The sequence below is a fragment of the Luteibacter jiangsuensis genome (assembly GCF_011742555.1).
In the GTDB taxonomy this organism is placed as follows: Bacteria; Pseudomonadota; Gammaproteobacteria; order Xanthomonadales; family Rhodanobacteraceae; genus Luteibacter; species Luteibacter jiangsuensis.
Genome location: NZ_JAAQQR010000009.1, coordinates 89062 through 115072 on the forward strand (window position 1 = coordinate 89062; position 26011 = coordinate 115072).

Consider the following 26011-nt stretch of genomic DNA (forward strand, 5'->3'; position numbering starts at 1 on the left):
GGATTCCTGGCTGCCCTTTGTCAGACGCTACGGGTGGCTTCGACGGGCGACACTCGCGATGCACGCAGCGCAGGAGCGAACACCGCCGCCTGGCCCAGCCCAAGCAGTACGACCACGCCCACCAGCACATATGTGAAGGACAGACGCTGCATCTCGAACTGCGTGAGCATCCACTGGTTCATGCCCAGCGCCAGGATCACACCCACCACGACACCCGCCAGCGCGATCAGGAAGTTTTCGGTCATGAAGTAGCTCAGAATGTCGCTCTTGCGCGCACCCAGGGCACGCCGCACGCCAATCTGTTTGCGACGCTGGCCGACCCAGAAGCTGGACAGGCCAACGATACCGGCGGCCGTGATAGCCAAGAGCACACCGCAGACGATGCTCATCAGCAACGCCATACCCCTGTCGGCATCGTAGGCCGCGGCGCGCACCATCTCGAACGTGCGCACGCCGTTCTTCTCCGGCAGCACGCGCATGCGGTTCACGCCGTAGAGCGTGTTGGCGACGGATTTGAACACGGCGTCCTGCTGGCCCGGCTTGGTGCGCAGAATGAAATGCTGGTAGCTACTGTCGAACAGCAGGGGCATGATCGTCACGTTGTCGATGAAGTCCGTGTCGATCCAGGGAACCGTGAGCTTTTCGACGATGCCGATGATCGTGGACGGACGCCCCTTGATGTAATAGATGGTCTTGCCCAGCGCATTTCCGTCCGGAAACATCTTGTCCGCCAGGGCCTTGGTCACGATGACCTGCGGCGGCGCGGGCTGCTGGTCGCGGGTGAACGACGCAATCTCGCTCGAGGTGAAATTGCGTCCGGCGACCAGCTTCGCACCCAGCGTCGCCAGCGCATGTTCGTCGCCGAAGTAGAGCGCGCTCTGCACGCCGTCTTTTCCACCGTCGGCGGTCCGTTGGGCGGTGGTCGACCAACCGCCCCTGCGCAGCGGAAACGAATTGGTTACGTAGGCGTCTTCAACGCCCGGCATGGAGCGAAGCGCCTGCAGGTCCGTCTTCATCAGCGGCAAATAGGTGCCTGGCGACCCTACGTAGAGGTTCTGGACCGCGACGACGTTGGCCTCGTTCATGCCAGTCGTTCGACGCACGCGATCGAGGCGCTCGTGCACGATGAACAGCGCATTGCAAACGATGGCAAGCGTCAATGCGATCTGCAATGCGATAAGGATGGTTCCCGCCTTGTGCCGACGGAGCGCTGCCAGGATGGGTCTGATTTGCATGGCGCTACCCTCAGTTCGATTTCAGCTGCCACGCCGGCTGCACCTGGGCGGCGCGCCACGTGGGATAGAATGCGGCAACAATGGAGGCCGTGATGGCCACGACCAGGGTCAGCAGCATCAAGGTCGGGTCCAGCGTGGCAAGCCGTGCGATGCGCTCGGGGAACACGAGACCCACTCCGAGGACGCCAAAGCCCGTCAGCACCAGCCCTAGTACACCGCCCGCGATGCCGATCGTTCCTGCCTCGATGAGGAACTGCGCGTAGATGTCCAGGCGCGAGGCACCCAACGCCCTGCGCACCCCGATTTCCGGTGCGCGGCGCATGAACTTGGCCAGCAGCAGGCCAATGGTGTTGACCAGACAGATGACCAGGAAGCCGAGCGACACCAGAAGCGACACCTGCGATTCGCGGGGCACGACCTTCTGCACCGACAGCCAGTCCATGACGTTGCGGAGGCGAACGTTCGGTGCCCAGCTGAACCGCCCGGACCGCTGCATTTCGGCGGCGTATCCGCTCAGATATTCGCGGTAGGACTGGGCCTCCGACTTGCTGGGAAGCTCCGTCCACAGCGACAGCCATATGCACTCGGAACGCAGGTAGTTCTCCCAGCCCTCCCCCGGGTCCTTCACGCAATTGTTGTTGCCGTTGTTCGGCAGCTTCAGATCCACCGCGCGATTGAAGGGCACGTATACCGACGCGCCCTCGTCGAATCCGGAGGTGTTGGGCACGTCGAAGAACAACGGCTGCGGCGCCCAGTCCTTGATGACACCGGTGATCCGGAACAGATGCCCGTCGAGGTTGATCTGCTTGCCCACGCTCTGACCGCCGTTGAAGAGTTTGTCATTGAGCGATTTGCTGATCACGGCCACATCGGCATGCTTCTCGTCGTCGTCGATGCTCCAGGCCCGCCCTTGTAGGAACGGCACATCGAACATCGGGAAGAAATCCGCACCGGTGGCGTAGGCCCCCTGGCGCATGGGCAGGCGCGAAGGATCCTCGGGAATGACCGACACGCCGATCGGGTACGTGACTGTCTGCCGCTTGGCCTTGCGCGCCCGGAGCAGCGCCGTCGCATCCTTGTAGCTCAGTGCCGGCGGGGGCTCGCCCTCCTTGGTGTTCTCCGGGCCCCAATTGTCGAGCTGCACGTTGTAAAGCACATCGGACTTCTGCGGGATCGGATCGCGCGACGTGGCGCGGAAGACCGAATAGGTGGTCATCGATGCCGCCACGCCAAAACCGATGGCCATCACCATGAGTGCCGTGAGCACCGGGTTGCGCCGCAGGCTGCGCAGGCCGAGTTGAAGGTAGTAACTGAACATGGGAGCCCCCGAGGATGGATCGGCTTCGATCAGGAATGCGCGGTGTGCGCATGCGAGTGGAAGCGCGGCTCTTCCGCCAGATCCACCACCTGCCCGTCGATCACGTGCACGTTGCGCTGCGCGCGTGCCGCCAGTTCCGGATCGTGGGTCACCATGACGATGGTGGCGCCCTCGCGATGGATCTCTTCGAGGAGTTCCATCACCCCACGGGCCATCTGCGTGTCGAGGTTGCCGGTGGGTTCGTCCGCGAGGAGCAGGCGCGGCGAACCCGCCAGCGCGCGGGCAATGGCCACGCGCTGCTGCTGGCCGCCCGAGAGTTCAGCCGGGTAGTGCTTGGCGCGCGAAGCCAGGCCCACGCGCTCCAGTGCATCCATGATCCGCTGCTTGCGTTCGGCCGCCTTCATGCCGCGGTAACGCAGCGGCACTTCGACGTTGTCGAAGACATTGAGATCGGGAATGAGGTTGAAGGCCTGGAAGATGAAGCCGATCTTCTCGTTGCGGATGCGCGAACGGGCGTTGTCGTCCAGCTGGCTCACTTCCACCCCGTCGAGGTGGTAGTGGCCGCCGGTGAAGGTTTCCAGCAGGCCGGCGATGGTGAGGAAGGTGGTCTTGCCCGAACCCGAGGGACCGGTCACGGCGACGAACTCGCCTTCCTTCACGTCGATGTTGAAGTCGCGCAAGGCGTAGGTCTCGACGACTTCCGTGCGGTAGACCTTGGCGAGGTGGGTCATCTTGAGCATGGTTTTTCCCTCTGTCAGCGGCTGATGGCGACGTGTTTGGCGTCGCCGAAGGTGTCGGCACCGGAGATGACGATCTTGTCGCCCTCCTTCAGGCCATCCAGGATCTCGACCTTGTCGATGCTGCTCGCACCGACACGGATATCGCGGCGATCGGCCATGCCGTCGTTTACCACGTAGGCGTAGCGGCCGGCGCTTTCGTCCACGAACGAGCCGCGCTGCACCGTCAATACGTTGTCGCGCTTGTCGAGCAGGATGCGCACGGACAGGCGCTGGCTCTGACGCAGCTGCTTCGGCGTCTCGCCATCGAAGCGCAGGCGGGCGGCGACCTCGCCGTTCACCACTTCCGGCGACACCGCGCTGACCTTGCCGTTCCAGGTTTTGCCGTTGCCGCTGATCTCGCCCGGCATGCCGATGGCGAGGTCGCGCGCGAAGCTTTCCGGCACCTTCATCTCCACTTCCAGCGCGGACAGGTCGATGACACTGAGCAACTGTGCGTCTTTCGCGACCGTGGCGCGTTCGGCGATGAAGAGCTGGCCCACCTGGCCGTCGACGGGCGATTTCACGTTGAGGTCTTCGACCTGGCGCTCCAGGTCCTGCACCAGGTACACCTGGCGGTCGTGGGCAAGCTTTTTCGCCTGCACATCGAAGGTGAGGCTGTCGTTGTCCATGGAAAGATCGGTCTTCGCGTGCTTCGCGGTGATCTGCGCCTTGTCCAGCGTGGACTTCGCCTTGTCGACATCCGACTGGGGCACGGCGCCCTTGCCATAGGCGCTCTCGTAGCGGTTCAGATCGCGCTCCGCGGCGGTCTGGTCGATCACCGCGTTGTCGAACGCCTTCTGCAGTTCCGAACGCTTCTTCTTGGCGTCGATCTGCGCACGCAGGTAATCCACTTCCATCGCGTCCGCCGCCGACTTTTCCTGGGAGAGCTTGCTGGTCAGTTCGGGGCTCGTGATCACGGCCAGCACCTGCCCCTTCTTCACGACGTCACCGGCGTGCACCTTGAGCACGACCGCGCCGGCGGAGGTGGCGTACATGGTGGGACTGACGGCCGCCACCACCTTGCCCTCCGCGGCGATATCGCGAACGAACGGGCCCCGCGTCACGGTGCCGAAGCTCAGGCGGGACGCACTGACCGAGGTGTCCGCCGAGAACATCGTGCCGATGCGCGGCGCGGCAAGGGCAACGAGCACGGCCGCCGCGACCCCCGCCCCGATGAGGAGGAACTTGCGCTTGCGGTTCGGACGGACTTCGACGAGGCGGTCCTGGGCGGAGGTGTCACGGATCATGGTGGATTCCCTGGCTTGCTTGCGTGGATACGCAGCAAACGCCGTGCCAAGCCATGAAATCGTTTTAATTCAATAGTTTACTGTTGCGCCTAGGCGCAACGACATGTGTCCGCGGACAAAGTGTCCGGACAGGCCCAGGTCGCGGACACCCGACGGACTTGTGTGGGAGCCGCTTCAGCGGCGATGGGTACTCGTGGCAAGCCTGCCCGCTGGCACGGGATCGCCGGCACAGCCGGCTCCCACACAGGGCGAGCCGGCTCCCACAGGCGCGTGGTGTGCTCTTGCGTCAGCCGAAGGCCATCAGGGATTCCGACATGGCAATGTCGCGGGCCACGCCACGGCCCAGCGACGAGATTGGCGCCTCGCAGACGCCCAGCACCGTGAAGCCGGCGATCCGCCGACGCGTGAAGCAAAGCACGCGGGGACGGGAAGCACGCAGCCAGCCACGATCCGGCGCGCGCCGCGACGGAGTCGGAGCAGGCGACGCATCGGCGAACAAGCCGTCCCAGGCAAGATAGTCCGTGTCCGGCAGGAGATAGACGCGACCTAACGTGTCGCCCTGCCCGTCCACGCAATCGATCCACTCCCGTGGGCCCTCCGCGGTGACGGCGCAGGTTACCCCCACGTAGCGCGTGCCGAGGAGCGAGGCCAGTTCCGCAGTCTCCACCAGGCAATCGTGTGGCTCACCGAGCGCAGGTGCGGCGGCATCGCGGGGCGCGAGATAGAGCACGCCACCCAGCTGGCCCAGGCCTTCGAACAACGTACGCGGCGAAAGGGCCATCCAGCGTGTGGTGGCGGACGAGCGGGCGCGCGATTGCACGCCGAAGGTGGCGAGCCAGCCGAACATGGCGTGTCCCTGGACAGAAGACGGTCGAAGGATGCCTGGCTGGGCGGCCTGGGGAGACCCGCGTGGCTTGGCGTCGGGGAGAGAGGTGACGCTTACTTCGTGAGGATCAGCTTGTCGTTCCGCGTAAGCCGCAGGTGGTACTCGCTGCCCTGATGTTCGATGACCAGTTCACGCGAACCGTCGAGCAGGTTCTTGCTTTCCACACGGCGGGCAGCCACCGGGGCAGCACGAAGCGGAACGACCCGGTCACGGCCGCCGTTGTCGGTTAGGGGAAGCGATCGAAGCAGCATGGTCTGGACTCCGCGTTAGGGTGCGGAGTTTATGATAATGATTCTCGTTTGCGAGTCAAGTGCGCGTTTGGCCACGCCCTCGACGCGGCTTCATTGCTTCCACACCTCCGATCCTCCGATGTCCCCCTGAGTACAGGAGTTTCGCCTTCCGACCGCACTGGGCGCCGGCCAATACGAATACTTGATCGACGCGGCGAGTCTGCGAGTACGGCCGCGCCAGGATCCCGGCGTGACTGGTGAACCTCGGAGGATTCAATGAGAACACCGCGAAAGTCATACCCATCCGTATTCGTGCTACTGGCCGTTGTAGGCACCGCGGGAATGTCTGGCACCCAAGCTCGTGTGGCTCGAAATCTGTCGGAACTCGGAGTCGATACCATTGGATCGCCTTCTGCGCCGATGGAAGAACGAATAAGGCTCGAACCCATCCTCACGGCGCTCGTACAAGCTCACCTGGCGAAGGAAGAACGCCTCCCCGGCCAACAGCCGATCATCCATCCCCGAGTCTGGTACAACGACGAAGGCAATACCCTCAATGTCGATCTCGGACGGGAGTACGTGCCCGATACATACACGATCTCTTTCGAGGAAAGGCTCAACGCCATAACGTCGATTGTCTATGAAGCGGCTCAGCCAACCCGAATCTACAGACTCAATGTATGGTTCGACGGGAGAGACATCTTTTATTACTTTCCCGAGGAAAAAGGGCCCGCGGACAGAGGGATTGCGGACCACAAGTCAGCAAGTCGCGCGAAAAGGAGCTTACGGACGAGAGTGCTCGTCGCCGCCGGCCATGGAGTTTATTACAACTCCAGGTTCAAGGATTGGCGCCCCCAACGCGAGCCATCAAACTTCGTTGTCGAAGACTTCATTACGCCAGTCTTTGCGCGTCACTTGACCAGGCACCTTCAGGATCGAAGCGACGCAGAAGTCTTCCTCGCCAGATCCACGCAAATCGCGATATATCCTGAAAGCGCGAAACCATGGCTATCCATGGCCGCTCGCTATCACATCAAATCCGAACTGCCGGACTTTACGGCGATCTGGAACAGTGCTGGACGGGAACCAAGCGGCGCAGGGCTAAATGAGAGGGACCAGGACATCCGTAGCCGACCGCTTTATGCAAACCACCTGGGCGTGGATGCCGTCATCCATCTACACACGAATGCCCATGACGATGCATCGGTGCGCGGAATACGAACATTCCATTATTCGAACAGTTCTGAAAGCAAACGCCTTGGGGACCTGGCACTCTGCTACATGAAAGAGAGCCTCGGCTCGAATTCAAGCTACGCCAGCTTCCCTGTATCCAATGAGAGCAGAGCGGACAACCATGGCGAAAATCGGCTCGCCAACATGCCGAGCATCATCGCCGAGCTCGGCTTTCATACAAATGAAGATGATGCCCAAGCGATTCGGAACGACGTTTTTCAGAGCCTGACGATGCGCGGCCTTGAAAAGGCGTATCGCATGTTCAGAGAAGGTCACGGGTGCGAGCACTTTTCTGCTACATATCCGGACGTTAGCGTGGTTTCGGAGTCCTCTGTGGAGGCCTCAGTTACTCTCGGAGGATTCCCGCGCTTTCCGGTGAGATACGCATCCACCATCGAGGAATGCCCATCGGGAATAATCTGTCGGCCAGTCATGGGGCGGTTCCAGAACGCATCACAACCACTGACCGTAACCCACACGTGTCTTGCCGCGGAGCCATTCACTATCAGATGGAAGGTAGTTTTCACTGATGCAGACGGCATTCAAGCCCAGACCACGACTTCGCTGCACTGTCAGCCTAAATCAGGCTGATAAGCGGGAAGCCGTCACGTCCATCGTCAGACCCTTCGGCCGGGGCGAGCCGCACCGTTGGAACGGCAAGCCTCAAGCCGCCGCCAGCATCTCCACCAACGTACCTTCCAGTTGCTCCAGATCCGGGATCACCGCCGTGTCGTCGCGGACCAGCACGCGGGCGCGCACGCCGAACGGCAGTTCGTGTCCGTCGTGTGTGGGCAGCAGGAGTTCGGCGTTCAAGGTGGTCAGGCGCGGAAAGCCGTGCGTCAGCACGGCGAGGTAAGGCATCGCGGGGTGATGGCCTACCGCTTTCAATACCGCCACGCGGGCGGCCTGCGGCGGTGCGTCTTCGGGGAGGCTTGCGACATGGTCGAAGCTCAGCAACGGAATGCTCCAGCCGCGCCAGGCGATACGCCCGAGTAACCATTCCGGCGCGTCGGCCACGGGTTCGACTCCCGCCAGGGTGATCACTTCCGCCACCGCCGCGTTGGGCAGCAAAAGGCGGACGCCACCGCTCGGGATCAGCACGCAACGGATTTCGCGCGGTAACGGCTCGCTCATGGGAATTCCTCGATCAGTTTCCGTGCCAGCGCGCCCACGTCGCCGGCGTAGTCGGCCACCCGCTCCTCGCGGATGCCGGCCACCATGTGTCCTGCTTCCGTTTCCGGCGGCACCGTTTCGACCCAGACTCGGCCGCCGGCGTCGTACACCGCCTGCGCGCCCGCCACCGCGTCGTTGCCGCGACCGGCGAACACGATCGCCAGGGCGTCGGCACCGAAGCCGCCGGCGACAGTGCTCAGCACGCCGTCGATGGACGGACCGCTCACACTTGCAGTGCTGCCGTCGTCGCGCACGCCGACGCTACCGTCGCGGCGGATCTGCACGTGCGCGCCGCGCGGCACGACCAGACGATCGCCGTGCGTCGCATGTGTGCCGTCGGTCGCCACGCGCGCACCGAGGCGCGCCGCGAAACCGTCCGTGTCGTCATGATGCGCGACCACCAGCAGCACGCCGGGAACACGCTCCGGCAGCGCGGCGAGGAACGCGGCGATGGAAGCCTCGCTCTCGTGCGTGCCGCCGATGGCGATCACGCGGCGCACCGCGCGCGGCGCAGCGTCGAGAAACATCTCGTGCGCGAATTCACCGTCGGTACGCGGTGCGACGGCTTCTTCCATCGACACCAGTTCGAGTGTGAAACCCGGCTCCACGCCGTGCGTACCGTCGTCCACGACGTCCTGCGCCAGGTACTCCGCGGCGCTGATCGTCTCGATGCCGAACTCGGCCGGCGCGGGACGCGGCACCGGTTCCACCACGACGGCATCGTGGTCCACGAGGTCCCATTCCGGCACGGGCGGGGGAACATATTCGGTGGATCGCGATTCGATCTCGACCGGCCGCAGCGTCTCCTGTCCGCCAACGGACGCCTCGTCGTCCAGCGATGCGAGGCTCAGCGTGCTGCCGCTTTCGCGAGCCGGTTCCTCCGGCGCGGTGTCGACGTCCACCGCCTCCTCCACCACTTCGAACCCGGACAGGTCGAGCGTCGCCAGCTCGGTCAGTTCCAGCGGTGCGGACGGCAGCGACTCGAGGTCGTCTTCGATGAGCGGGCCCGAGTCGGCGAGCAGTGCCTCGAGTTCGGCCGCCAGTTCCGACGAGGTCACGCCCTCGCCTTCCCCGCTGTCGTCGGACAGCGGGGTGGAGAAAGTCAGTTCGTCGGCGACGTCGTCCGCCATCGCAGGCATCTCGCCGAACGCCGCGGCGCCGGTATCCGGCATCGGCGTCTCTGGATAGCCATGGCTGCCTGTGATCGCCAGGTCTTCGACCAGCGTTTCCTCGAAGCGTTCTTCGACCGGTGCGGCGACGGCGGCCAGCTCGGCGACGCGCGGCTCGATGGCACGTGCGTCTTCGGGCCTGGGGGGATCGAGGGCCATCTCGCCCACCAGCTTGGCGGCCAGGTGCCGGGCCCAACGGGCGCGATCCCAGCCTTCGAGCTTGCGGCTCGCGTCGGCGTCGTTGAACACCAGACGCGGATGTCCACCTTCCGCCGCGTCGTAGAGGCGGTCCAGATCGTCGTCGCCCGGGTTGTCCAGATCGACCACCACCACGTCCGCCGACGAGCCGACGAGTTCGGCCGGCGCGAACGAGCGCAGGTCGGACTCGTACACGATCCGCGCGCCCTGGGCGACGAGTGCCTCACGCAGGTGCGCGGAGAGGCTGGCGTCGTCGAACAGCAGCGCGACCGTCGTCTCGCGGTCAGCCATGGTGGACTCCGAGCACGTCGTTGATCTGCACGATGAGGTCGTTCTCCTGATACGGCTTGCCGATGTACCGGTCGACGCCGATGTCGAAGGCACGTTGGCGATGCTTGTCGCCCGTGCGTGACGTGATCATGATGATCGGCACGCCGGCCAGCCGCTCGTCGGCCTTCATCTGTGTCGCCAGCTCATAGCCGTCCATGCGCGGCATCTCGATATCGAGCAGCATCAGGTCGGGCACGCGCTCGTTGAGTTTCTCCAGGGCGTCGATACCGTCCTTCGCCGTCATCACCTCGAACTCGTGGCGTTCCAGCACGCGGCCGGTGACCTTGCGCATGGTGATGGAATCGTCCACCACCATCACCAGCGGCTTCACGCGAACCTCGTCCTGCGCGCGCGGCGCATGCGGCACGAGGGCTTCCGCCTCGAAGGCGCGGCGCGCCACGCCGTGGCGGACCAGCGGCGCGAGATCGAGAATCATGAGCACCGAGCCGTCGCCCATGATCGTGGCACCGAGGATACCCGGCACGGAGCTCACTTGCGGGCCTACCGGCTTGACCACGATTTCGCGCGAACCGAGCACGGCATCGACGCGAATCGCTGCGCGCAGGTCGCCCGAACGGGCGAGGAGCAGCGGGATATCGCCTTCGTCCGGCGAGGACACCACGTGCACGCCGAGCAGTTGCGGCAGGTCGTGGATACCGTATTCCTCGCCCAGATAGTCGAACGCCGGCGAGGCATCGGCCATGCGGTGGGCAAGCTCGTTCGGCGCCATGCGCGCCACGCCGTGCACCGAAGTCATCGGAATGGCGAAGTTGGTCTCGCCGATCCGCACGATCAGTGCCTGGGTCACGGCGAGCGTGAACGGCAGGCGCATCACGAAGGTGGTACCGCGGCCCTTTTCCGATTCGATGCCGAGCGTGCCGCCGAGCTGCTTGATCTCGTTGGCCACCACGTCCATGCCCACACCGCGTCCGGCCACCTGGGTGACTTTCTCCGCGGTGGAGAAACCCGGCACCTGAGTCAGCTGGAAGATCTGGTCGTCGGACACGCGCGCGTCGGGACGCAGCAGGCCGCGCTCGATCGCCTTGGCGCGGATCGCGTCACGATCCATGCCGCCGCCGTCGTCGGACAGCCGCACTACGATCTCGGTGGCTTCGCGGGCCACCTGGATGCGTACGGTGCCTTCCGGATTCTTTCCGGCTGCCTCGCGCGCTTCCGGCGCCTCGATGCCATGCGCCACGGCGTTGCGCAGCATGTGCTCGAACGGCGCCTTGATGCGGTCGAGCATGTTGCGGTCCATTTCGCCGTTGGCGCCTTCCACCACCAACTGCGCGCGCTTGCCGACGTCGGAGGCGGCCTGGCGCAGCGTGCGCCGCAGGTTCGGCACCATCGCATCGAACGGGAGCATGCGCGTCTGCATCAGGCCTTCCTGCAGCTCCGCGTTCACCCGCTGCTGTTGCAGCAGCAGGTTCTCGGACTGGCGGGTCAGCTCGTCCAGGATGGTTTGCAGCGAGACAAGATCGGATACCGATTCGGCCAGGGCTCGCGAGTACTGCTGCAGCTGCGAGAAGCGGTCGAGTTCCAGCGGATCGAAGTTCGACAGGCCGGTGTCGCGGTGTTCCTGGTGGTAGCGCGCGATGATCTGGGCTTCGGTTTCGATTTCCAGCATGCGCAGCTGGCTGCGCAGGCGGCTGACCGTCTGCTCGTGCTCGGTCAGCGCGGAGCGGAAGCTGGCCGTCTGCTGTTCCAGGCGCGAGCGGTAGATCGACACCTCGCCGGCGTGGTTCACCAGCGTGTCGAGCATGTCCGCGCGCACGCGGATCTGCTCCTGCGACGCGCGCTGGAGTTCCTCTTCCTCGAACTCGGGCAACAGTTCGGGTAGTTCGCGATCGAAGACGGGCTCGGGCGGCGATTCGGGTTCGGGCAGCGGTTCGAACACCGGCGCGGGTTCGATGATCGCGGCCTCGCGCTCTTCGCGATAGGCCTCCGCCGTGAGCGTGTCGGGACCGATCGGCGAACCCGCCAGGCGGGCGAACGGTTCGATGTCGGCATCCGTCAGCGCGATCGCTTTGCCCGCCGCGATGGACTGGATCATGCCGTGCAGGCGGTCGAAGCCGGTTTCCGTTGCCTCGATGGCGGGACGATCGCTCTCGCGCTGGCCACCGGCCACCGCATCGAGCAGCGCTTCCATGGCGTGCGAAAGATCGCCCACGGCAGCGATACCGGCCATGCGTGCGCTGCCCTTCAATGTGTGCAGGTCGCGCTGCAGGGCCGCCACGTGCTCGGGCTGCTCCGGCTCCGCTCGCCACGCCGCGAGCGCGGCGTCGGCGTGATCCAGGATCTCGCGCCCTTCCTCGACGAAGACTTCGAGCAGGTCGGGGTCGATGTCCGCGTAAGGCGAAAGCTCGGGTACCAGGGCGGGCGCCGGTTCGTCGGGCGGCGTATGCACCTGCGGCGCCAGCGGCTCGTGCGACTGGTCCTCGATATGCACGGGCTCGTCGCTGGCGGCAACGCTTTCCGGGAGCGTATCGGACACGACCGGCACGTCGACCCATGCGTCGTCCGTCGGCGCGGCATGCGGCTCGTCCGTGACGACTTCGTCCAGTCCATCGTCGAGATGCAACACCTCGCCATCGTGCGACATCGGCTGCGGCAACGGCTCGTCGTCGGTGGCGGCCGGTGACGCGGCCTCTTCGATCTCGCCGAGGAGCGTGCGCCATGCGGCGTCCTCTTCGGCATCGTAGGCCATGATGGGCCGGACTTCGCCCTCGGGCTTTTCGACATCAACCTTCTCGATGTCGAAGCCTTCGAGCGAGGTCAGCAGATCGGCGCCGAATTCGTCGTTGGATGCGACCGGTTCCAGCGGCACCGGCTCCAGGTCAAGGAGCGCCCCTTCGTCCGCGAGTTCATCCGCCAGCAACTGCTCGTCCAGCGAGGGAACACTCGGTTCCAGCGCCTGTTCGGGCAGGAAGGATTCGATGTCCTCGTGGGCGGGCGTGACCGTGTCGTCCGTCAACTCGAGGTCGAGTTCGTCGTCGAGCGGCAGCGGATCGGGTTCGTACAGGATGTGCGCGACCGTCGCTTCCGGCTGTTCGTCGCGAAGCACGGCGATGCGCGCGGCAAGTTCCGACACGTCCGGCACACGCGGATCGGGCGCGTCGAACTGGTCCATGACGTGATCGACAAGGTCGGCGGCGTCCGTGAGCGCCTGCACGCCTTCCTGCCGCAGCGGCTGGCCGCTGGCGCGCACACGCTTGATCAAGCCTTCCAGCGGCGCGAGCACCTGGATCAGCACGGGGATGTCCACCATGCCGATGGCGCCGTGCAGGGTATGCACCGCACGCAGCAGGGCATCGTCCACTGGCAGCTCGTCGCCACCGGCCTGCGCGAGGTTCGCCCGGATCACGGTGAGGTACTGCGCCACTTCGGCACGCAGGATGTCGAGCAGCACCGCGTCCACCGGGGGCAGCGGCGGTGCGCTGTATGCAGCCTCGGCCTCCATGGGAGCGACGGTTTCGTCGACTGTCGCTTCCACGGGTACGGATGCTTCCGGCGTCTCTGCGGGAGGCTGCCCGTAGGCGGCAAAAGCGGCCGTGGGCACAGCCGCGATGGTGTCGCGCGGAACGCGCCGCTTGACCTTGCTGCGCACGCGATGGATGGAATGACGGGCCACGTCCTCGACGAAGGCCGTGTCTCCCATCGCAAGGCGGTCGGCGGTTTCCATGATCGCGGCGATCGGCGCCGCCGGGGTGGCGTCGCCTTCCAGCGCTGCCTTGAGCTGCGGCAGGGCATCCACGGCATGACGCACCAGGGCCTGCACACCTTCGTGCGGACCGATGGTGCCGTCCAGCACACGGTTGAGCATGTTCTCCACCTTCCAGGAGAACTCGCCCAGCAGGCGCGCACCGACAAGGCGGCCCGAACCCTTCAGCGTGTGGAACGAGCGACGGATCGGCACGAGCGCGTCGCTGCGCTCCGGTTCGGCCAGCCAATGGCCGAGGGCGGCACGCAGGTTGCCGATTTCCTCCTCGGTTTCCTCGAGGAAGATCTCGCGAATCTCGTCGTCGATGCCGTCGACGGTGATCTGGAAACCCGCGAACTCGGCCATGCCGAGGCCACCGACTTCCTGCTCGATCTCTTCTTCGATCTCGACCCAGTCTTCCTCGCCCGCCGGTGCGGCAGGCGCAGCCTCAGCGGCGGCGACGGGTGCTTCGGGCGCGGTCTCGACTTCCGCCGGCGGCTCGTCCACGAGGTCGAAGCTGTCGGCGAAGCTCGCCACCGTCTCGTCCGGATCGGCGCTGGTCGAGGGCACGGCGATGTGTTCGATCGCCGCCGCCTCGATGTCTTCGATGGCGGCTTCGCCGAGGATGTCGTTTTCTTCTTCCGCTTCCGGTTCCTGTTCCACCGGCACGGGCCAATAGCCGAGTTCGGCGAGGCTCTGCTGGGTAACGTCGAGAATGTGCTCCAGGCCGCCGCGATGCTCGCGCGCGGCCTCGAGGTAGTACTCCAGCGCGGCCAGCGCATCGGCGAGCCGGTCCATCTGCACGCCGTTCGGCACACGGCGGTCGCCGAGCAATTCGCGATGAATGAACAGACCGATGCCGTCGGCAAGTTCCGCCGGGCGGCTCGCGCCCAGCATGCGCATGGCACCCCCGATCTCCGCCATCAACTCGGGAGCGCCGGCCAGCTGATCGTGGTCCCACGACGATTCGACGAAGCCGACGATGGCGTCCTTCACCTTCGCGGTGTTGGCGGTGGCCTCGCGCATCAGCGTGGAAAGGATGTGGCGAGCTTCGCTGCGCGGCAGCGGCGACGGGCCGAGGTCGGCAGGCGCCGGGGCCTCGCCGTCGGCGCCCAGCCTTTCGATGTGGTCGTCCAGCGAGGCTTCCACGTAGAGCAGCGCGCCAGCCACGTCTAGCAGGGCTTCCTCGTCCGGTTCGCGCGCACCCGTGGCGATCTCGCCGAGGATGCGGCGCTGTTCGCCCACGACGCGTCGCGGGACACCCAGAGCCAGCATGCCCAGCGTGTCGCCCACGCGGTCCAGCACTTCGGTCTGCTGGCCAAGCTGGGCCGGATCGCCGTCGGGACGACGCAGGAAGAGATCGAGCGCTTCCTTCACCCGCAGCAGGTCGTCCTTGATGGCCGCCGACACGGTGTCCAGCAGCGCACGGTTGTGACCCGACATCGAGCCCCGTGCATGTTCCACCTCGGACGCTTGCGGCAGCAGGCCTTCAAGACGGTAGGTCTGGCGCAGTTCCTCGATGCGTTCGCTGCCCGGTTTTGCCTGGGCCACGTAATAAAGCAGCTTGCGCGACAGCTCGTCGGCGTCGCCGCCCAGCATGGCTTCCTCGCCGCCCTCCACGAGTTCGCGGATGGAGCGATCCACGCGGCCGATCAACTGGCGTACGTCTTTTTCGTGCGCACGCAGCACACCCCGTTCGAGACCTTCCAGCACCCCGGCGGCGATCCACCAGAGGCGGCGACCCGCGATCGTGTAGGAGCGGGCGGCGATGCTGTCCAACGTGGCGCGCATGCCGAGCAACTGGCGTTCGCTGGCCTGGCCGCGGAACCATGCCAGCAACTGCTGCTGGAAGCGCAGGCGCAATTCGGCAAGTTCGCCACGCTGGGCCTCGGCGGCGGCGGGATCGCTCGCGCCCGGCGCCGTGGCCGGCAACATGGTGTCGAGGTTCGGCGTGAACAGCGCGGACTCGTGCAGCGACTGTTCGCCGCGGCTGGCGCGCAGATCGTTGAGCAACGGCAGCAGCACGATCGGCACGTCGCGGTGGCCGCTCTGCAGGCGCTCGAGGTAGTCCGGCATCTGCATCATGCCGCGCATGAGCGCAGCATAGGCGTCGTCGCGCTGTGCAACGCGGTTGTCGATCAGTGCGGCGACGAGCTGTTCCATCTCGCCGACGACCATCGCGGCGCCGTAGAGCTCGACCATACGCAGCGTGCCGTGGACCTGGTGCAGGTCCGCGGCACAGGTGTGCATGACATAGGCGTCCCGCGAGTCCTCCACATAGGATTCGAGGGCCTGACGCGCCTTGGACAAGGCGTCGTCGAGCTCGGCCTTGACCCAGTGCAGCGTGGTGAAATCGGTATGGTCTTGAAGTCTCACTGCGTCAACCCGGCAGCTTGAAGTTCGCGACGGACAGGCGCAGGTCGTTCGCGAGCTGGGCGAGGTTACCGATCGACTCGGCCGTCTGACTGGCGCCGAGCGATGTCTGGGAGGTGATCTCCTGGATGACGTTCATCGTGGCCGAGGTGTCGGTCGCCGCGGCGGACTGCTGACGTGCCGCGGCGGAGATGTTCTGAATCAGCGCCGAAAGGTCGTTCGAGACGCGCTCGATGTCGCCCAGCGCCGTACCGGCGTCCTCCGCCAGGCGGGCACCGGCCACCACTTCCGCAGTGGTCTGTTCCATCGAGCTCACCGCTTCGTTGGTATCGGACTGAATCGTCTGCACCAGCGTTTCGATTCGCTTGGTGGCGCTTGCCGAACGTTCGGCGAGGCGCTGCACTTCGTCCGCCACCACCGCGAAGCCTCGGCCCGCCTCGCCGGCCGAGGCCGCCTGGATGGCTGCGTTCAAGGCGAGGATATTGGTCTGCTCGGCAATGTCGTTGATGAGTTCCACGATCGAGCCGATTTCCTGCGAGGATTCGCCCAGGCGCTTGATGCGCTTGGAGGTTTCCTGAATCTGGTCGCGAATGGAATCCATGCCCTGAATGGTCTCGCGCACCACTTCCGCGCCGCGCGAGGCGATCTGCACCGAGCGCTGCGCCACGTCCGCCGATTCCGCGGAGTCCTTCGACACCGTGTCCATCGAGGTGGCGATCTGGTTGATCGCGGAGGTGGCCGAAGTGATCTGCTGCGCCTGCTGCTCCGCCGCGTCGGCGAGATGCATGGCGGTGGCCTGGGTTTCCTGCGCCGCCGCGGAGACGCGCACCGCGGTCTCGTTGATGGTGGTGACGAGGTTGCGCATCTCGTCCACGGCGGAGTTCATGGCGTCCGCGATGGCGCCGGTGATGTCCTCGGTCACCGTGGCCTTGATGGTGAGGTCGCCTTCGGCGAGCGTACCCATCTCGTCCAGCAACCGCATGATCGCGGTCTGGTTGCGCTGGTTGAGTTCGGACGTGGTCTCGAAGCGGCGGCGCTGGTCGCGCACGAGGTTGTACACGAGCAGCAGCGCGAACAGCACCGCGCCGATGGCGCCGAGCAGGCCCCACCACACGTTCGGGAACAGGCGCGTCAGCGGTAGCTTCGCGATCTGGTCGGCGGATTCGTTCGCGCGCAGCAGCACCGTCTGGGAGTCGAGCGAAGCCTGGTTACCGGCGCGCTTCACGTCCTGCAGGTTGGGCGACGCGGTCACGAGCTGGTTCACCGGGTCCACCAGATCGCCCCAGGACGTCTGCATGCCTTCGAGGATCTTCCGGGCATTGCCGTCGCTGATGGCGCGCACGCCGCCGTCCGGATTGCCGTCGATCAGGCCCTTCAGCACCGCGCCGTACAGCTGCGCGTCGCGCGAAAGGCCGTCGGCCGCGGACTGCGCGCCATCGCCGCCCTGCAGGATCTCCTGCACGCGACGGATCATGCGGTCGGCCATGAGCATCCAGCGCGCCAGCGTGAAGGTCTGCTCCACCGAGGCATTCTTCTGCTGCACGATGTTCAGCACCTCGTCGGTGCGGGCGTTCAGCAGCGGCATCTGTTTGGCGAAGAGGTCGGCGCGCTCGCCGGAGGACAGCACCAGATCCTTGTTGGAGAGGATCTTGCCGATGTCCGCGTCCAGCTGGTGCCACGCGTTGGACAGCGCGCCAATGGCGCGACCGGCCTGCGTCTTGTTCTCGTCGGCATAGGCCGGCATGCCGGTCTTCTCGTCGCCCTTCACCAGGCGCTGCACGGCCGAATCGATCGTGTTCCTCGTGGCGGCGAGTTCGCGGAACGAATCGCGGTTACCGTCCGACGCTTCCAGGGCGTACTTCGCGGTCTGCTGCGACAGCACCTGCACCTGGGTCGTCAGCGCGATGGCCTCGCGATCCTCGCCGTTCTTGTTGTTCAGCCACCAGAAGTCGACCGACGCCAAACCGATCGCCAGGAGCAGGAACACGATGACGATCGTGTAGCCACGTTCCCGGCCTGCGCCGCCTGCTGTCGTGCTCATATCCACCTCACCCAAACCTGGCAAAGCTAGCCGCCGGGGCCTCGATGGCCACCGGCATGACGAAGCGGCCCGAGGACCGCCCCTCCGTTCCCATCGCGGAACCGGTCGAACCGGCCCCGCTCATCCTGTGGAGGCCGACCACCCGGCCGTCCCCCTCCCCCATGGAGGCGCCTAAAGCGCCGCCTGCCGGAAATCCGGCGCACGAACCAGACGGCTCATGCTGAAAAGTCCGAACGTCTGCTCGCCGATCTGGACGTTCTGCGCGACGAAACGCGCCAGCCGCGGATCGTGTTCTTCCTCGCCCGAGTCGCGCTGGGCGTCGTCCATCGTACGCTGGCCGAATACTTCGTCCACCAGCAGCCCCACCGTACCGCCGTGCTGGCGTACCAGCAGCAGGCGGGCACGCTCCGAAGCCGGCGTGCGCTCGTCGAACAGGAAGCGGCCGAGATCGATCGCCGGCACGAGGTTGCCGCGCACGTTGGCCACGCCCATCAGCCAGGGCTGGGTGCCGGGTACGTTGGTCAGGGTCGGCACGGCGAGAAGTTCGTTGATCTCCTCGATGCCGCTGACGAAAGCCCGGCGCCCCACGCGAAAACCGATGCCGCGCCACAGGCCCAGCGACTCCACCTGCTCCGGCGCGTCGGCCGTGTGCGCGAGGCAGGCACGCTCGTAATGGGCGAGCAGTTCGAATGGCGTGAGTGCCGCGTTCTCGCTCATGGCGTCCTCAATGCGTCGTGTTCGGCAGGAGGCTGGCGATGGTCGAAAGCAGTTCCTTCTCGTTCACCGGCTTGGTGATGAACGCTTTCGCTCCCTGGCGCAGGCCCCATACACGGTCCGTCTCCATGGACTTGGTGGTGATCATCACCACCGGCACGTCGGCGGTGTTCGGGTCGCGACTCAGCGTGCGCGTGGCCTGGAAGCCGTTCATGCCCGGCATGATCACGTCCATGATCACCAGGTCCGGCTTGTTCGCACGGATGCGGTCGAGGCCAGCCTCGGCGTTGTCGACGCTGGAAACGGAAAAACCCGCCTTCTCGAGCAGCGTGGTGAACACGCGGACGTCGGTGGGCGAGTCGTCGATGATGAGAATGTTTGCCACACGTCCCCCTGGACGTCGTCTTGCGTGGAGTTGGGTCAGCTCGCCTTCGCGTACCGGTGGATCGCGCCGAGGAGCTCGTCGCGGGTGAATGGCTTGGTGAGGTATTGCTCGGCGCCGACGATGCGGCCGCGCGCCTTGTCGAACAGGCCGTCCTTCGACGAAAGCATGATCACCGGCGTTCCGCGAAACTGGGCGTTGTTCTTGATGAGCGCGCAGGTCTGGTAGCCGTCCAGACGCGGCATCATGATGTCGACGAAGATGATGTTCGGCTTCTGGTCGGATATTTTCGCCAGCGCCTCGAAACCGTCGACGGCGGTGAGGACGTCGCAGCCTTCCTTCTTCAGCAGGGTTTCGGCCGTGCGTCGGATGGTTTTCGAATCGTCGATGACCATGACCCGCAAGCCGCTCAGGTCGTTCCCGCGTCCGTTTTCGTTCACTGCGCCCCCGTACCACGAAAAAAACCGCAAATACCCGTGCAGGATAGCCGGATTTCGGTCGACTATTCCGTGCGCCAGGTCGTTGTCCGGAACCAAGGCTCCGGCGGTCCGCTCTTCGGCGTTCCTCCCGACCGCTGTTTAATGGTTGGCCGGAGCGCCGTCAAGATGAATTCTTCCTAAAGGGGCCCTTTGCCAGGCGACCTTCACTAAACTTGGCACCTTTCCTGCCTGCGGAAATCCTCCATGCCCCTCTCCGTTGCCGTCCTGATGGACCCCATCCGCGCCATCAAGATCGCCAAGGACACCACCTTCGCGATGCTGCTGGAGGCCTCCCGACGGGGCCACGCCCTCCTTTACATGGAACAGGGCGACTTGGCCCTGCGCGACGGACAGGCCTGGGCCCGGCTGCGGCCCCTCACCGTCAGGGAAGACCCCAGCGGCTGGTTCACCCTCGGCGAGCCGCAATGGCGGCCCCTTGCGGAGGTGGACGTCGTGCTGGCCCGGAAAGACCCACCGGTGGATGCGCAGTTCATCTACGACACCATGGTCCTGGAGCGCGCCCAGCGGGCCGGCTGCAAGGTGGTGAACGATCCGCGCGGGCTGCGCGACTGCAACGAGAAGGTGTTCTCGCTCGACTTCCCGCAGTGCATCGTGCCCACACTGATTTCCCGCGACCGGGGCGAATTGAAGGCGTTCCTGGCGGAGCACCGCGACGCCATCCTCAAACCGCTGGACGGCATGGGCGGCCAGGGCATCTTCAAGGTCTCGGCCGGCGACAGCAACGTCAACTCGATGCTGGAGACACTACTCGACGGCGGCCGCCGGTTTACCATCGCCCAGAAATTCATTCCCGAGATATCGGCCGGGGACAAGCGCATCCTGATGATCGACGGCGAGCCGGTGCCGTACGCCCTCGCCCGCATCCCGCAAGGCGACGAATTCCGCGGCAACCTCGCCGCCGGCGGCCATGGCGAGGGCATTCCGCTCTCCGATCGCGACCGCTGGATCGCCTCGCAGGTCGGCCCCGAGCTGGTCCGGCGCGGACTCCGCTTCGTCGGCCTGGACGTGATCGGCGACTACCTGACCGAGATCAACGTCACATCTCCGACCGGGGTCCGTGAACTGGATGCCCGCTTCGGCATTAACATCGCCGGGCTGCTGTTCGACGCGATCGAGGCCCGATGACGACCCGCACCACCGGCACCGACCTGTTCGGCGCGACACTGCTGTTCTCGCTGCTGCTGCACGGTATCGTCATCCTCGGGATCACCTTCGAGGCGGAAAAGCCGCGCCCGAGCGTACCCACGCTCGACGTCACCCTCGTGGACGTCGCCAACCGCGAGCAGCCTGACAAGGCCGACTTCCTCGCACAGGCCAGCAACGCCGGCGGCGGCGACAAGGACAAGGCGGCGCGCCCGTCGGACCCGGTTTCGGGGCTCCTTCCCACGCCGCAGCACAGCCTCTCCGCAGAACCCAAGGAAGCCCAGGCTCCGGCCCCGCGCGAAGCCACACCCAGCCAACTCCTCACCACGTCCGGCGAGACGGCCTTTGCCGTGGACACCACGCACGAACAGACCGAGCGAAAGCCGCGGCCCCTGCCGGAATCCGACGAAGAAGTGCAGCGCCGGACGGAAATGGCCCGGCTGGCCGCCGAGGTGCGGGAGCAGTCGCAGGCCTACGCCAAGCGTCCGAAGAAGAAGTTCATTTCGTCCAACACGCGGGAATATGCGTATGCGGCGTACATGAAGGGCTGGGTCGGGCGCGTGGAACGGGTGGGCAACCTCAATTATCCGGACGAGGCACGGCGCCGGGGCCTGCACGGCGAGCTGGTCCTCACGGTAGGCCTGAACCGGGACGGCAGCATCAGGAGCATGGACGTCATCAAGAGTTCGGGACAGAAGGTGCTGGACGACGCCGCCCAGCGCATCGTCCGGCTTGCCGCACCCTTCCCGGCCCTCCCCGCCGACAAGAATCGGGTGGACGAGCTCTACATCACGCGCACGTGGCAGTTCCTGCCGGGGGACGTGCTGCGAAATTACTGATCTTCGAGGAAGACCCTCGGAGTGGCTAATGATGTGTGGGAGCCGGCTTTGCCGGCGATTCTGCGCCAGCGGCAGCCTCGCCGCGAGCACCCATCGCCGCTGAAGCGGCTCCCACACAAGGCAAAAGCGCTCACTTTGGCAGCAGCTGATCCGCCTCGCTCACGTACGCTTTCTGGGCCTTGCGGTCCCACACGCACAGCTCCCGGCCGGGCCGGTTGTTCATGTGCTTCTGCGGATAGCGGCCGGCGAGCACCAGCGCGGTGACCGGCACCCGATCGTCGTACTGGATCGGGCCGCCGACCGGCTTCGCGTCCTTCAATCCGCTGGCGGCAATGCAGGCTTTCGTCAGCCGTTGGTCATAGTCCTTCCAAGCACCCGGCGTGGACGCCCCGGCGGTGGTCGCGCAAGCCAGCCCGCCCAGGATAAAAACCTTCGTAAACATCATGTTGCGCACAAGCCACTCCTTCCTGGTAATCGAGCAGAAGTTACAGGCGGCGCACTGAACGTTCGCACACGGCTCATCGTCGTAGCGGCTACAATGTGCCCATGACGACTGCCAACTCATTCGCCGGGCAATTCCTCATCGCGATGCCTTCGCTGGCCGAATCGCCGTTCGCGCGCGGGGTGGCGTTTCTGTGCCAGCACGGGGACGACGGTGCCGTCGGCCTCCTGATCAACCAGATCTCCGAATATCGCCTGGGCGACGTGCTCGCACAGATGAAGCTCACCTGCGACGACCCCGAAATTGCCGACTACCCGGTGCTCATCGGCGGGCCGGTGCAGCAGGAACGCGGATTCGTGCTCCATCGCGAGCCCGGCAACTGGGACTCCAGCTATCGCGTCAACGACGACTGGTCCGTGACCACCTCGCGCGACATCCTGGTGGCCATGGCCGCCGGCGAAGGCCCGCGTCGTGCCGTGGTCACGCTGGGCTATGCGGGTTGGGACGCCGGGCAACTCGAACAGGAAGTGATGGACAACGCGTGGCTCACCACGCGAGCGGACGAACACATCGTGTTCGACACTCCCATCGACGAGCGCTGGCTGGCCGCAGCCCGCAAGCTCGGCGTGCACGATCCGTCCCAGTTGACCGGCTACGCCGGTCACGCCTGAGCCCCGCCACGCGATGAGCTGCCTGTTCGGATTCGACGTCGGCACCAAGATAGTCGGCGTCGCCGTCGGCAATCGCCTGACCGGCACCGCGCGGGCTCTTGCCGCCGTACCGGTGCGCGATGGCGAACCCGACTGGCAGACCCTGGACGCGCTCCGCCGCGAATGGCTGCCCGCGGAACTGGTCGTGGGCCTTCCGCTCGACAACGACGGAAAAGAGCAGCCGATGACGCGTACGGCGCGACGCTTCGCGGACCGCGTCGCCGAACGTTATGCCCTTCCCGTCGCCCTCGCCGACGAGCGCATGAGTTCGCAGGAAGCCGCCCGCCGCTTCGCCGCCGGCCGCGCCGCCGGCACGCGCAAGCGTTCCGATGCAAAGTCGATCGACGCGGAAGCAGCGGCCGTCATTCTCGAGTCCTACCTCGTGCAGGCATGACCGGAATCCACACCGCCAGTACCATGCCGGCAGATCCGCCTTGCTCCATTTCGCCATCTCCTTCGTTCTGAGGACGTCATGTCACAACGCCTGCGCCACCTGACCACCCTCGAGAACCTGCCCCGCGAAGCCATCGAACGCCTCCTCGACCGGGCGAACAGCATGCGCGAGGCCACGGCGCACGGCACCCGCAAGCTCGACCTATTGGCCGGCCGCACGGTGCTCAACCTCTTCTTCGAACCGTCCACCCGCACACGCACCTCGTTCGAACTGGCCGCACGCCGGCTTGGCGCGGACGTCGTCAATTTCGACATCGGATTTTCCTCCACCGCCAAGGGCGAGGAACTGTTCGACACGCTGCACACGCTGGAAGCGATGCACCTGGACACGATCGTCGTGCGGCACAAGGAATCCGGCACGCCCGAGTCGCTGGTTCGCCACGCCATGAGCGGCGTCTCCGTGGTGAATGCCGGCGACGGCAATCGCGCCCACCCCACCCAGGGTCTGCTGGACGCGCTCACCATTCGCAACCATCACCCGGACTTCCGCAAGCTGCGCATCGTCATCTGCGGCGACGTGCGCCATTCGCGCGTGGCCCGCTCCGACGTGCACGCGTTCACTGCGCTCGGTGCGCGCGACGTGCGCATCGTGGGGCCGTCCGCCTTGCTGCCCGCGGAGTCGGAGCTGAGCGGCGTCACCTTCCACGAGGACTTCGACGAGGCGATCGAGGGGGCCCATGCCGTCATCATGCTGCGCCTCCAGAAAGAGCGCATGGCGGCTACGGATCTCCCCGATGAGGCGGCCTACTTCGAGCGCTACGGCCTGGACTGCCGGCGCCTTGCCAGGGCAGCCAAGGGCTGCCTCGTGATGCATCCCGGCCCGATCAACCGCGGTATCGAGATCGCCTCGGACGTCGCGGATGGCGCCCAGTCCCGCATCCTCGAACAGGTGGGCAACGGTGTCTTCGTGCGCATGGCGGTGCTGGCCGAGGTCATGGGCCGCTAGGCGGCAGCCGCTCCTCGTCGCAGGATTTTGCGGACAGACCGCCGTGCCGGCGCCTGCGGGCGCCGCGCTTCCGGCATAATGGCCGGACCAAGGGACCAAACCGGACAATGGGATACACAATGCGACCGACGAAGCGACTCATCGCGCTCGGCCTCGCCAGCGTTTTGCTGGCGGCCTGCGGCCACAAGGACAAGGACGCCCCGCTGGCCTTCGTGCCGGCCGACACGCCTTACGTTCTGGCGAGCCTCGACAAGCTCGACGACGACGCCTACGAGGCGCTGTTGACGCAGGCCAATGCGGAACTTCCGGGCGAAGTCGCCCAGATGAAGTCCCTCGCGCAAGACCTCGAGGGCAAGGGCAACGCCGAGGCAGCCCGCCTGCTCAAGGCCTTTGCCGCCGAATTCGACGGCAAGACGGCCGAGGCGGCCTTGAAGAACATGGGCCTCGACGTGAAGACGGGCTCGGCCATCTACGGCCTGGGCCTCAGCCCCGTCGTCCGTGTGGCGCTCGCCGATCCCGCCGCCTGGGACGCCTTCGTGGGCCGTCTCGAAACCGCCTACGGCAAGAAGCTGGACACCGCCGACGCCGGCGGCCAGGCGTATCGCCACGTCACGCTCGCGGACTCGGGTATCCAGTTGATCATCGCCACCGTGGGCAAGCAGGCGGTGGTGTCGCTCCTGCCGGCGGATGCCGCGCAGCCGTCCATCCGTCAGGCGCTCGGCGCAGACCGGCCGGCGAAAAGCCTCCAGGAAGACGGCCGCCTTGCCGACCTGGCCAAGGACAAGGGTTACAAGGATTACGCGGTGGGTCAGGTCGACCTTACCCGTCTGCTGCCCCTCGTCGCCACGGGCAAGGACCCCTTGTTCGCCGCATACCTGAAACAGCAGTCCGCCAAGACGGGCGAGCCCGTGCCGGTTCCGGCACCGAGCTGCGTGCCGGAAGCCACCCGCATCGCTTCCCGCATTCCGTCGCTCAGCTTCGGCTACACCCGCCTCGACATGCACCATCAGGAACAGCGAGTCGACGTCGCGCTGGCCGACGATATCGTCAAGGCATTCTCCGGGCTCAAGGTCGAGGTTCCGGGCCTGGGCAACGACGCCAATGGTCCGTTCGACATCAGCGTCGCGCTGCCGGTCGAACAGATCCGTACGTTCTTCACGGCGCAGGCCGATGCCGTCGCTGCCAAGCCGTTCGAATGCCCGGCCTTCGTAAGCATGAACGATGGCTTCGCCAAGCTGGGCTCCACGATGCAGCAGGCTGCCATTCCGCCGCTCGGCGACGTGCGTGGCGTGCGCATCGTGCTGGACTCCTTCAAGCCGGCCGCCGCCGGTCAGCAGATGCCTGCCATCACGGGCCGCGTGCTGCTTGCCACGCGCAACCCGGCCGGCCTGCTCGCGATGGGCCAGGCCATGCTCGGTGGCGACTTCAAGCTGGCCGGCGACGGCAAGCCCGCCCCGCTGCCGCAGAACATCACCGGCATGCTCGGCATGCCCGGCTGGGCCGCCATGAATGGCCAGGCCATCGCGGTGGGCCTCGGCCAGGGTGAGGACGGCAAGCTGGACGAAATGCTCATGGGCGCCATTGGCGACGCGGGCCGCATCAGCCGCCTGCACCTCAATGGCGACATGTATCGCGCATGGGTCGACGTCATGGCGGACAAGGCGCAGGCCTACGCCAGTTCCATGGCGGAAGTCGCGGGCGCCGACGGCGCACCGGACGACCAGGCCGCCCAGGCATCGGCTGCAGAGCGTTCGAAAATGCAGTTCGAAGCCATGAAGGCGCAGGCAGCCCGCATCGTGCAGGTGTCTGGCGAGGCGCACGTGGACGAGAAAGGCCTCGTGATGTCCGGCGCCGTCGAATACAAGTAAACCGTTCCACTGCAGGCACAACGAGGTGGGAAGCGCGGTCGCGCGCTTCCCACTTTTTGTTTGTGGAGCCTTCTTGACGATCCTGAACGGCCCGGATTTCCC

Annotated in this window: 21 protein-coding genes; 7 read left to right on the forward strand and 14 right to left on the reverse strand. The window is 65.7% G+C overall.

Translation table 11 applies throughout. The annotated features are described in order from the left end of the window. Window positions 1–20: 20 nt before the first annotated feature. From HBF26_RS16620 to hemP, 6 genes are all read right to left on the reverse strand, one after another. The gene (locus HBF26_RS16620) at window positions 21–1235 is read right to left on the reverse strand and encodes an ABC transporter permease (protein WP_167129012.1); all 1215 of its coding nucleotides are present in this window, start codon (window positions 1233–1235) and stop codon (window positions 21–23) included. Window positions 1236–1245: 10 nt separating this feature from the next. Continuing rightward, entirely contained in the window at window positions 1246–2553 is a 1308-nt protein-coding gene (locus HBF26_RS16625; protein ID WP_167129013.1) for an ABC transporter permease, read from the reverse strand. A 29-nt stretch (window positions 2554–2582) separates the two neighbouring features. Next, window positions 2583–3293, reverse strand: coding sequence for an ABC transporter ATP-binding protein (locus HBF26_RS16630; protein WP_167129014.1), 711 nt, complete (start codon window positions 3291–3293; stop codon window positions 2583–2585). Window positions 3294–3307: 14 nt separating this feature from the next. Continuing rightward, a complete protein-coding gene (locus HBF26_RS16635) occupies window positions 3308–4579 on the reverse strand; it encodes an efflux RND transporter periplasmic adaptor subunit (RefSeq protein WP_167129015.1) in 1272 nt (423 codons plus the stop codon). A 286-nt stretch (window positions 4580–4865) separates the two neighbouring features. Further along, the gene (locus HBF26_RS16640; protein WP_167129016.1) at window positions 4866–5426 is read right to left on the reverse strand and encodes a hypothetical protein; all 561 of its coding nucleotides are present in this window, start codon (window positions 5424–5426) and stop codon (window positions 4866–4868) included. Window positions 5427–5518: 92 nt separating this feature from the next. After that, a complete protein-coding gene (gene hemP, locus HBF26_RS16645; protein ID WP_167025406.1) occupies window positions 5519–5716 on the reverse strand; it encodes a hemin uptake protein HemP in 198 nt (65 codons plus the stop codon). Window positions 5717–6037: 321 nt separating this feature from the next. Between hemP and HBF26_RS16650 the strand changes: the two genes are divergently transcribed. Further along, window positions 6038–7519, forward strand: a complete 1482-nt coding sequence (locus HBF26_RS16650) for an N-acetylmuramoyl-L-alanine amidase family protein (protein ID WP_167129017.1) — start codon at window positions 6038–6040, stop codon at window positions 7517–7519. A 72-nt stretch (window positions 7520–7591) separates the two neighbouring features. Here the strand turns inward: HBF26_RS16650 and HBF26_RS16655 are convergent, their stop codons facing one another. From HBF26_RS16655 to pilG, 7 genes are all read right to left on the reverse strand, one after another. Next, the gene (locus HBF26_RS16655) at window positions 7592–8062 is read right to left on the reverse strand and encodes a chemotaxis protein CheW (RefSeq protein ID WP_167129018.1); all 471 of its coding nucleotides are present in this window, start codon (window positions 8060–8062) and stop codon (window positions 7592–7594) included. After that, the gene (locus tag HBF26_RS16660; RefSeq protein ID WP_167129019.1) at window positions 8059–9759 is read right to left on the reverse strand and encodes a chemotaxis protein CheB; all 1701 of its coding nucleotides are present in this window, start codon (window positions 9757–9759) and stop codon (window positions 8059–8061) included. The genes HBF26_RS16655 and HBF26_RS16660 overlap by 4 nt, the downstream gene beginning before the upstream one ends. Beyond that, complete coding sequence (locus HBF26_RS16665) at window positions 9752–15874, reverse strand: Hpt domain-containing protein (RefSeq protein WP_167129020.1); 6123 nt, start codon at window positions 15872–15874, stop codon at window positions 9752–9754. Before HBF26_RS16665 ends, HBF26_RS16660 begins: the two co-directional genes overlap by 8 nt. A 4-nt stretch (window positions 15875–15878) precedes the next feature. Continuing rightward, window positions 15879–17912, reverse strand: coding sequence for a methyl-accepting chemotaxis protein (locus tag HBF26_RS16670; RefSeq protein ID WP_167025392.1), 2034 nt, complete (start codon window positions 17910–17912; stop codon window positions 15879–15881). Between the two features lie 171 nt (window positions 17913–18083). Further along, complete coding sequence (locus tag HBF26_RS16675) at window positions 18084–18629, reverse strand: chemotaxis protein CheW (protein WP_167025390.1); 546 nt, start codon at window positions 18627–18629, stop codon at window positions 18084–18086. A gap of 7 nt (window positions 18630–18636) precedes the next feature. Then, on the reverse strand, window positions 18637–19011 hold the full coding sequence (locus HBF26_RS16680) for a response regulator (RefSeq protein WP_167025388.1): 375 nt from the start codon (window positions 19009–19011) through the stop codon (window positions 18637–18639). 35 nt (window positions 19012–19046) lie between these two features. Next, window positions 19047–19403 carry a twitching motility response regulator PilG gene (pilG, locus tag HBF26_RS16685; protein WP_166700483.1) on the reverse strand — a complete coding sequence of 119 codons (357 nt, stop codon included), beginning with the start codon at window positions 19401–19403 and terminating at the stop codon, window positions 19047–19049. Between the two features lie 288 nt (window positions 19404–19691). Here pilG and gshB point away from each other — a divergent pair, with 288 nt between their 5' ends. Beyond that, on the forward strand, window positions 19692–20633 hold the full coding sequence (gene gshB / locus HBF26_RS16690; protein ID WP_167129021.1) for a glutathione synthase: 942 nt from the start codon (window positions 19692–19694) through the stop codon (window positions 20631–20633). Continuing rightward, on the forward strand, window positions 20630–21490 hold the full coding sequence (locus tag HBF26_RS16695; protein ID WP_167129022.1) for an energy transducer TonB: 861 nt from the start codon (window positions 20630–20632) through the stop codon (window positions 21488–21490). Before gshB ends, HBF26_RS16695 begins: the two co-directional genes overlap by 4 nt. A 130-nt stretch (window positions 21491–21620) precedes the next feature. Here the strand turns inward: HBF26_RS16695 and HBF26_RS16700 are convergent, their stop codons facing one another. Further along, entirely contained in the window at window positions 21621–21944 is a 324-nt protein-coding gene (locus HBF26_RS16700; RefSeq protein ID WP_205287666.1) for a hypothetical protein, read from the reverse strand. 92 nt (window positions 21945–22036) lie between these two features. Here HBF26_RS16700 and HBF26_RS16705 point away from each other — a divergent pair, with 92 nt between their 5' ends. The 4 genes from HBF26_RS16705 to HBF26_RS16720 all read left to right on the forward strand — a co-directional run bounded on the left by HBF26_RS16705 (window position 22037) and on the right by HBF26_RS16720 (window position 25909). Next, entirely contained in the window at window positions 22037–22603 is a 567-nt protein-coding gene (locus HBF26_RS16705) for a YqgE/AlgH family protein (RefSeq protein WP_167025383.1), read from the forward strand. Window positions 22604–22616: 13 nt separating this feature from the next. Next, window positions 22617–23036, forward strand: a complete 420-nt coding sequence (ruvX, locus tag HBF26_RS16710; RefSeq protein WP_167129023.1) for a Holliday junction resolvase RuvX — start codon at window positions 22617–22619, stop codon at window positions 23034–23036. Window positions 23037–23114: 78 nt separating this feature from the next. Further along, a complete protein-coding gene (locus HBF26_RS16715; protein ID WP_167129024.1) occupies window positions 23115–24041 on the forward strand; it encodes an aspartate carbamoyltransferase catalytic subunit in 927 nt (308 codons plus the stop codon). Window positions 24042–24160: 119 nt separating this feature from the next. Continuing rightward, window positions 24161–25909: a hypothetical protein gene (locus HBF26_RS16720; RefSeq protein WP_167129025.1), complete on the forward strand. Its 1749-nt coding sequence runs from the start codon at window positions 24161–24163 to the stop codon at window positions 25907–25909. Window positions 25910–26011 lie beyond the last annotated feature (102 nt).